This is a genomic window from Mycobacterium sp. E3305 (assembly GCF_001666785.1).
Classification (GTDB): domain Bacteria; phylum Actinomycetota; class Actinomycetes; order Mycobacteriales; family Mycobacteriaceae; genus Mycobacterium.
On the sequence record NZ_LZJA01000113.1, the window covers coordinates 24693 to 30998 of the forward strand.

The 6306-nt window shown below is 69.4% G+C and carries 6 protein-coding genes; 1 reads left to right on the forward strand and 5 read right to left on the reverse strand.

Annotated elements, in window-relative coordinates; all coding sequences use genetic code 11:
* Positions 1-45: 45 nt before the first annotated feature.
* From purM to A5701_RS10445, 3 genes are all read right to left on the reverse strand, one after another.
* Complete coding sequence (gene purM / locus A5701_RS10435) at positions 46-1140, reverse strand: phosphoribosylformylglycinamidine cyclo-ligase (RefSeq protein ID WP_067752207.1); 1095 nt, start codon at positions 1138-1140, stop codon at positions 46-48.
* A 71-nt stretch (positions 1141-1211) separates the two neighbouring features.
* Positions 1212-2747: an amidophosphoribosyltransferase gene (purF, locus tag A5701_RS10440; protein WP_067752210.1), complete on the reverse strand. Its 1536-nt coding sequence runs from the start codon at positions 2745-2747 to the stop codon at positions 1212-1214.
* Positions 2748-2886: 139 nt separating this feature from the next.
* Positions 2887-3276, reverse strand: coding sequence for a sterol carrier family protein (locus A5701_RS10445; RefSeq protein ID WP_067752213.1), 390 nt, complete (start codon positions 3274-3276; stop codon positions 2887-2889).
* 19 nt (positions 3277-3295) lie between these two features.
* On the opposite strand from A5701_RS10445, the gene A5701_RS10450 reads away from it, so the two are divergent.
* On the forward strand, positions 3296-4510 hold the full coding sequence (locus A5701_RS10450) for an MCE family protein (protein WP_067752216.1): 1215 nt from the start codon (positions 3296-3298) through the stop codon (positions 4508-4510).
* Here the strand turns inward: A5701_RS10450 and A5701_RS10455 are convergent.
* Positions 4492-5127, reverse strand: a complete 636-nt coding sequence (locus tag A5701_RS10455; protein WP_067752219.1) for a CPBP family intramembrane glutamic endopeptidase — start codon at positions 5125-5127, stop codon at positions 4492-4494. The two genes, A5701_RS10450 and A5701_RS10455, sit on opposite strands and share 19 nt — an antisense overlap.
* Before the next feature lie 19 nt (positions 5128-5146).
* On the reverse strand, positions 5147-6306 hold a 1160-nt coding region (locus A5701_RS10460), incomplete at its 5' end, for an AIR synthase-related protein (RefSeq protein WP_369807407.1).

Sequence of the window (6306 nt, forward strand, 5' to 3'; positions counted from 1 at the left end):
CCGGTCTAATCGGCTTCGGCACGGCGCCGGCTCGACTCCCGTCCTCTAAAATCGCGGATGCTGTCCGACGAGCTTTGCCCGCGGGCCCTCTTTGCCGCCTTTGCAGACGGTTCCCAGCACCCAGCAGTCCAAGTGGCGGGCCGTCAAAATGGCCAGGGCCCGGTCGGTGTCCTCGGGCGCGACGACGGCGACCATGCCCACGCCCATGTTGAACGTCTTGTCCATCTCTTCCCGCGTGACCCGACCGCGCTGGGCGATCATGGCGAACACCGGTGCGGGCGTCCAGGTTCCGCGGTCGATTTCGGCGACCAGGCCATGCGGGATGACGCGTTGCAGGTTGCCGGCCAGCCCGCCGCCGGTGACGTGGCAGAACGTGCGGACGTGGGTTTCGGCTGTCAGCGCCAGGCAGTCCTTGGCGTAGATCCGGGTGGGTTCCAACAGTTCCTCACCCAGGGTGCGGCCGAACTCCTCGACATACCCGGCCAAGTTCATCCGGTCGATCTCGAGTAGCACCGTGCGGGCCAACGAGTACCCGTTGGAGTGCAGGCCCGAGGAGCCCATCGCGATGATGGTGTCGCCGGGTTTGACGCGGTCGGGGCCCAACACGTCGTCGGCCTCCACGACGCCGACACCGGTCGCCGAAATGTCGTAGTGGTCGGGTTCCATCAGGCCGGGGTGCTCGGCGGTTTCGCCGCCGAGCAAAGCGCAGCCGGCGCGCACGCAGCCCTCGGCGATGCCCGCGACGATCGCGCTGAGGCGTTCGGGCACGGTCCGGCCCACCGCGATGTAGTCCTGCAGGAACAGCGGTTCGGCGCCGCACACCACGAGGTCGTCGACGACCATCGCGACCAGGTCCAGGCCGACGGTGTCGTGCTTGTCCATCGCCTGAGCCACCGCAAGCTTGGTACCCACGCCGTCGGTCGACGCCGCGAGCAGCGGTTCGCGGTAGTCGTTGCGCAAAGCGAACAGCCCTGCGAACCCGCCGAGTCCGCCCCGCACCTCGGGTCTGGTGGCCCGTGTCGCCAGCGGCTTGAACATTTCAACGGCGCGGTCACCGGCTTCAATGTCCACCCCGGCCGACGCGTAGGTAATGCCGTGGCTGCCCGGGTTACGTCCGGGGCTTTTTCCGGGATCCGTCATCGCGATAAAGGCTACCGGGCGCCGCCGACCGCCGTTATCAAACGTCTTGGAAGGGCCGGATCGGAAGGCCGTCAGTGGACGATCGGCACTTCGTCGGGCGCCAGTTCGTCGAGCCCGGCCCCGCGCGCTGCGTTGGCGAGCATGTGCTCGATGACGTTCTTCCCCAACGCCGTCTCCTCGGGCAATTCGATCGGGTACTTGCCGTCGAAGCAGGCGGTGCAGAGCCGCGACGCGGGTTGTTCGGACGCCGCGACCAGGCCGCGCAGCGAGATGTAACCGAGGCTGTCGGCGCCGATGGCGTGCCGCACCGCTTCGAGCATTTCCTCTTTGTCTTGCACGGCGTTGGCGATCAACTCCGCCGGGGACGGGAAGTCGATGCCATAGAAGCAGGGCCATTTGACCGGCGGCGAAGCGATCCGCACGTGAACTTCCACTGCGCCGGCCTCGCGCAGCATCCGCAACAGCGCGCGCTGGGTGTTGCCGCGCACGATCGAGTCGTCGACGACGATGAGCCGCTTGCCGCGGATCACCTCGCGAAGTGGGTTGAGCTTCAGCCGGATACCGAGCTGGCGGATGGTTTGGGACGGCTGGATGAACGTCCGCCCGACGTAGGCGTTCTTCATCAGGCCCTGCCCGTACGGAATGCCGGACTCCTGCGCGTATCCGACCGCGGCCGGGGTGCCCGACTCCGGAACGCCGATCACCAGGTCCGCCTCGACCGGGCATTCACGGGCCAGCCGGCGACCGATCTCCACCCGGGTGGCGTGCACGGACCGGCCGGCGATCGTGCTGTCCGGGCGCGCCAGGTACACGTACTCGAAGACGCAGCCCTTCGGGGTGGGGTTGGCGAACCGGGTGGAACGCACCCCGTCGGCGTCGATCGCCAGCAACTCGCCCGGCTCGATGTCGCGCACGAACGAGGCGCCGACGATGTCGAGCGCGGCCGTTTCGGAGGCCACCACCCAGCCGCGGTCGAGGCGTCCGAGCGAAAGTGGCCGCACCCCATGGGGATCGCGCGCCGCATACAGCGTGTTCTCGTCCATGAACGTCAGGCAGAACGCGCCGCGCACGGTCGGCAGCAGCTCCAGCGCGGACTGTTCCAGCGTGGAATCCGCGGCACCGTGGGCGAGCAGTGCGCCCAGGATGTCGGAGTCGGTCGTCGCCGGTGCGGGGCAACGCCGCGCGATCAGCCCGGCGTCGCGGGCGCGGGCGGCAAGCTCGGCGGTGTTGACCAGATTGCCGTTGTGGCCCAGCGCAACGCCCGTGCCGGCGGCGGTGTTGCGGAACACCGGCTGGGCGTTCTCCCACGTGGTGTCGCCGGTGGTGGAGTAGCGGCAATGACCGATGGCGACGTGGCCCGGCATCGCCGCGAGGGTCTGCTCGTCGAACACCTGGCTGACCAGACCCAGGTCCTTGAAGACGAGGACCTGCGACCCGTCGGCGACGGCGATCCCGGCGGCCTCCTGCCCGCGATGCTGCAGGGCGTACAAGCCGTAATAGCTGAGTTTTGCGACATCCTCGCCGGGGGCCCAGACCCCGAAGACACCACACTCTTCACGGGGCGAGTTCAGGTCCTGCTCGGGTGCTTCGGCTCCTGCGACGGTCACGATTCGGCGGCTCCCCGGGGAACGGTTGGTGACGTATCGGAGTCTACGGGTCCAACGCCGTCGACTGCGAATTCACAGCGCGTGTTGCGCGTCGAAAATTCCCTCGCACCACCCTAAACCTGCAGTTCAGGGTTACTATTCAGCTGACATCGAACAGGGGCAGACAGTGTTCGATCTCACCTGCGCGGGAGCCGGAAAGGCTCAGCGCACCGGCGTCCGTCGCCTCGTGGAACGACAGCATCCCGGTCACCAGCAGCAACCACGTTCGCGGATCGGTCTCCACCACGTTGGGGGGCGTGCCGCGGGTGTGCCTGGGGCCGGCGATGCATTGCACCGCGACAAACGGCGGGATCCGCACCTCGACGCTGGCCCCGGGCGCCACCGCTGCCACGGTGCGGGCGGTGAGCCGGACCGCGGCCCCGAGGCTCTCGCGATCGGGAACGGGCCGGGTCGCGTCCCGCAACCAGTCCGCAACGGCCAACACGGCCTGCCGGGTCTTTGCCGGATCGGCCTTTTGACGGGCGGCCATACCCTAGGGTCTCAAACTCATGGAGCGTCGTCGCTTGCGGCGCGGGCCACCGTACAAGTCCGTCGGCCTCGTGACGCTCGTCATCATGGGGTTGGTCGGGTCGCTGCTGTATCTGCAGTTTCGCGGCGAGCTCACGCCGACAACGAAGCTGACGATGGTGGCGGCCCGGGCCGGCCTGGTATTGGATCCCGGCTCCAAGGTCACCTACAACGGTGTCCAGATCGGCCGCGTGGCCAGCATTTCGGAGATCACCCGCGACGGCAGGCCGGCCGCCAGGGTGACGCTGGATGTCAGCCCCAGGTATCTCGAGCTCATCCCGGCCAACGTGGCGGCCACCATCAAAGCGACAACGGTGTTCGGCAACAAGTACGTCGCGCTGACTTCGCCGCCCAAGCCCGCGGCGCAATCGATCACACCGTCGACCGTGATCGACGCGACCGCGGTGACCACAGAGTTCAACACCGTGTTCGAGACGCTCATGTCGATCGCGGAGAAGGTCGATCCGGTCAAGGTGAACCTGACGCTCAGCGCGGCGGCGCAAGCGCTGACGGGACTGGGCGAGAAGTTTGGCGACTCGTTGGTCAACGGCAACGCGATTCTCGACGACGTGAACGCCCGCATGCCCGCGATCCGCTTCGACGTTGCGCGGTTGGCCGCTCTCGGCGAGACGTACTCCAGCGCTTCGCCTGACCTATGGGACGCCCTCGACCACGCGGTGACCGCGGCGCGCACGCTGAACCGGCAGCAAGCCGATCTGGACGCGGCGCTGCTGGCGGCGGCCGGGCTCGGGGGCGCGGGCGCAGACGTGTTCGGGCGCGGCGGCCCCTACCTGGCGCGCGGGGCCACCGATCTGGTCACCCCCAGCCAGCTGCTCGACGAATACAGCCCGGAAATCTTCTGCACCATAAGGAATTTCGCTGAAGTTGGGCCCAGGATTCACAATGCGCTCGGCGACAACGGCTACTCGCTCGGCGCCCACGCGGCCGGCGGCATCACCGGGGCGCCGAGCCCGTACATCTGGCCGGAGAACCTGCCCCGTACCAACGCCCGGGGCGGTCCCGGCGGCCGACCGGGCTGTTGGCAGACGATAACCCGGGAACTGTGGCCGGCCCCGCTCCTGGTGATGGACACCGGCGCGAGCATGGCTCCCTACAACCACTTCGAGCTCGGCTCCCCACTTTTCACCGAGCACGTGTGGGGTCGCCAGCTCGGTGACTACACCATCAACCCGTGACGTCGCACGCCCAGCGCGGCGATCGCGCCGGCCTCGTTGATGGCCAAGTGCACCAGCATGGGAGCGGCCACGCTGCCGGAACGGTCTGCGAGCCAACCGAATAGCCAGCCCGCGACGCCCGTCACCAACACCGAGCCCAGCACCGGGTCGCCCGCCGCTCGCGCATCCGCGACATGGGAGAGCCCAAAGCTCGCCGCTTGCAACAACCTTGCGCCGGACCTTCCGTAGGCAGCGGAAGCGGCGGTGGTGAGCGCCGCGCGGAACGCGGCCTCCTCGGCCCACACGGTGCCGACGGGGATGCGCAGCAGCAGCCAGCCGGCCACCGACCCGGTCGGCTCGCGGTCTGCCATGGACGCCCGCACCGTCGGCACCGCCGTCGCTGCGGCGATCGCGCCCGCCGCGGCGGCCCCGGCCGCCGACCCCAGCCGCAGCCCCGCCCACAACCGCGGTGCGGTCAGCCCCAACGGTGCGCGCGTCACAACCACCAGCACTCCGGCCGCCGCCGCTTGGGTCGTCACCCGCCACGCCGTGGGCAGCCGGGGCCCGACGAAGCTCCAGCCCACCAGGGCGGCGGCCAACGCGAACGCACGGGCCCGACGGAAGTCGCGCTCGCCCATCAGGATTCGTCGCTGCGGCTCATCCGAAGAGGCGCGGCAGCACCGCCTCGGACGTCTCGCGCAGTTCGGCCAGCGACACGGTGAACAGGCCCTGAACCTCCACCCCGTCCGAGGCCTGGTCGACGACGCCGATGCGCACCGCGGGCAGCCCGCGCGCCTCGCACATCGCCCGGAACCGGCTCTCCTCGGTGCGGGGCACCGCCGCCAGAACCCGGCCCGCGGACTCGGAGAACAACGTGACGAACGGATCGGCGCCCTCGGGAAGGACGATGCGGCAGCCGGTTTCGCCCGCGAGTGCCGCCTCCACGATGGCCTGCGCAAGCCCACCTTCGGACAGGTCGTGCGCGGCGGACACCAGCCCGTCGCGTGACGCCGCGCTCAGCACTTCGGCCAGCAGTTTTTCGCGCGCCAGGTCGACCGCGGGCGGCACCCCGCCCAGGTGGTCGCCGCTCACCTGCGCCCAGATGGAACCGTCGAATTCGTCGCGAGTATCGCCCAGCAGCATCAGGGTCTCGCCCGGCTCGCCGCCCAGGCCCGTCGGAATGCGCCGGCCCACATCGTCGAGCACGCCGAGCACACCGACCACCGGCGTCGGCAGGATGGCCGCCGACCCGGTCTGGTTGTAGAAGCTGACGTTGCCGCCGGTCACCGGAATGCCAAGGGCCGCACAACCATCGGCCAGTCCCCGCACCGCCTGCGAGAACTGCCACATCACCCCGGGATCTTCCGGAGAACCGAAGTTGAGGCAGTTGGTCACCGCGACCGGGGTCGCGCCCGTGACCGCGACGTTGCGGTAGGCCTCGGCCAGGGCCAGTTGTGCTCCGACATAGGGATCGAGCAGCGTGTAGCGACCCGACGCGTCGGTCGACAGCGCGATGCCGCGGCCCGTGGCCTCGTCGACGCGAAGCACGCCGCCGTCGGCGTGCTCGGCCAGCACGGTGTTGCCGCGCACGTAGCGGTCGTACTGTTCGGTGATGAACGCGCGGCTGCACAGGTGCGGGCTGCCCAGCAGGGCAAGCAAAGTCGCGCGCCCCGAGTCGCAGGACGCCCTGAACGCCGACCGGTCGACGAGCCTGCCGCGGCCAAAGACAGGGGAGGAGCTGCGCGCGACTTTGCTTGCCCTGCTGGGCAGCCCGCACCTGTGCAGCCGCGCGTTCATCACCGAACAGTACGACCGCG

Bases quoted from the DNA above. Each gene is read 5' to 3' on its own strand.
- purM (WP_067752207.1), bottom strand. From the start codon at position 1,140: ATGACGGATCCCGGAAAAAGCCCCGGACGTAACCCGGGCAGCCACGGC.
- A5701_RS10445 (WP_067752213.1), bottom strand. From the start codon at position 3,276: ATGGCCGCCCGTCAAAAGGCCGATCCGGCAAAGACCCGGCAGGCCGTG.
- A5701_RS10450 (WP_067752216.1), top strand. From the start codon at position 3,296: ATGGAGCGTCGTCGCTTGCGGCGCGGGCCACCGTACAAGTCCGTCGGC.
- A5701_RS10455 (WP_067752219.1), bottom strand. From the start codon at position 5,127: ATGGGCGAGCGCGACTTCCGTCGGGCCCGTGCGTTCGCGTTGGCCGCC.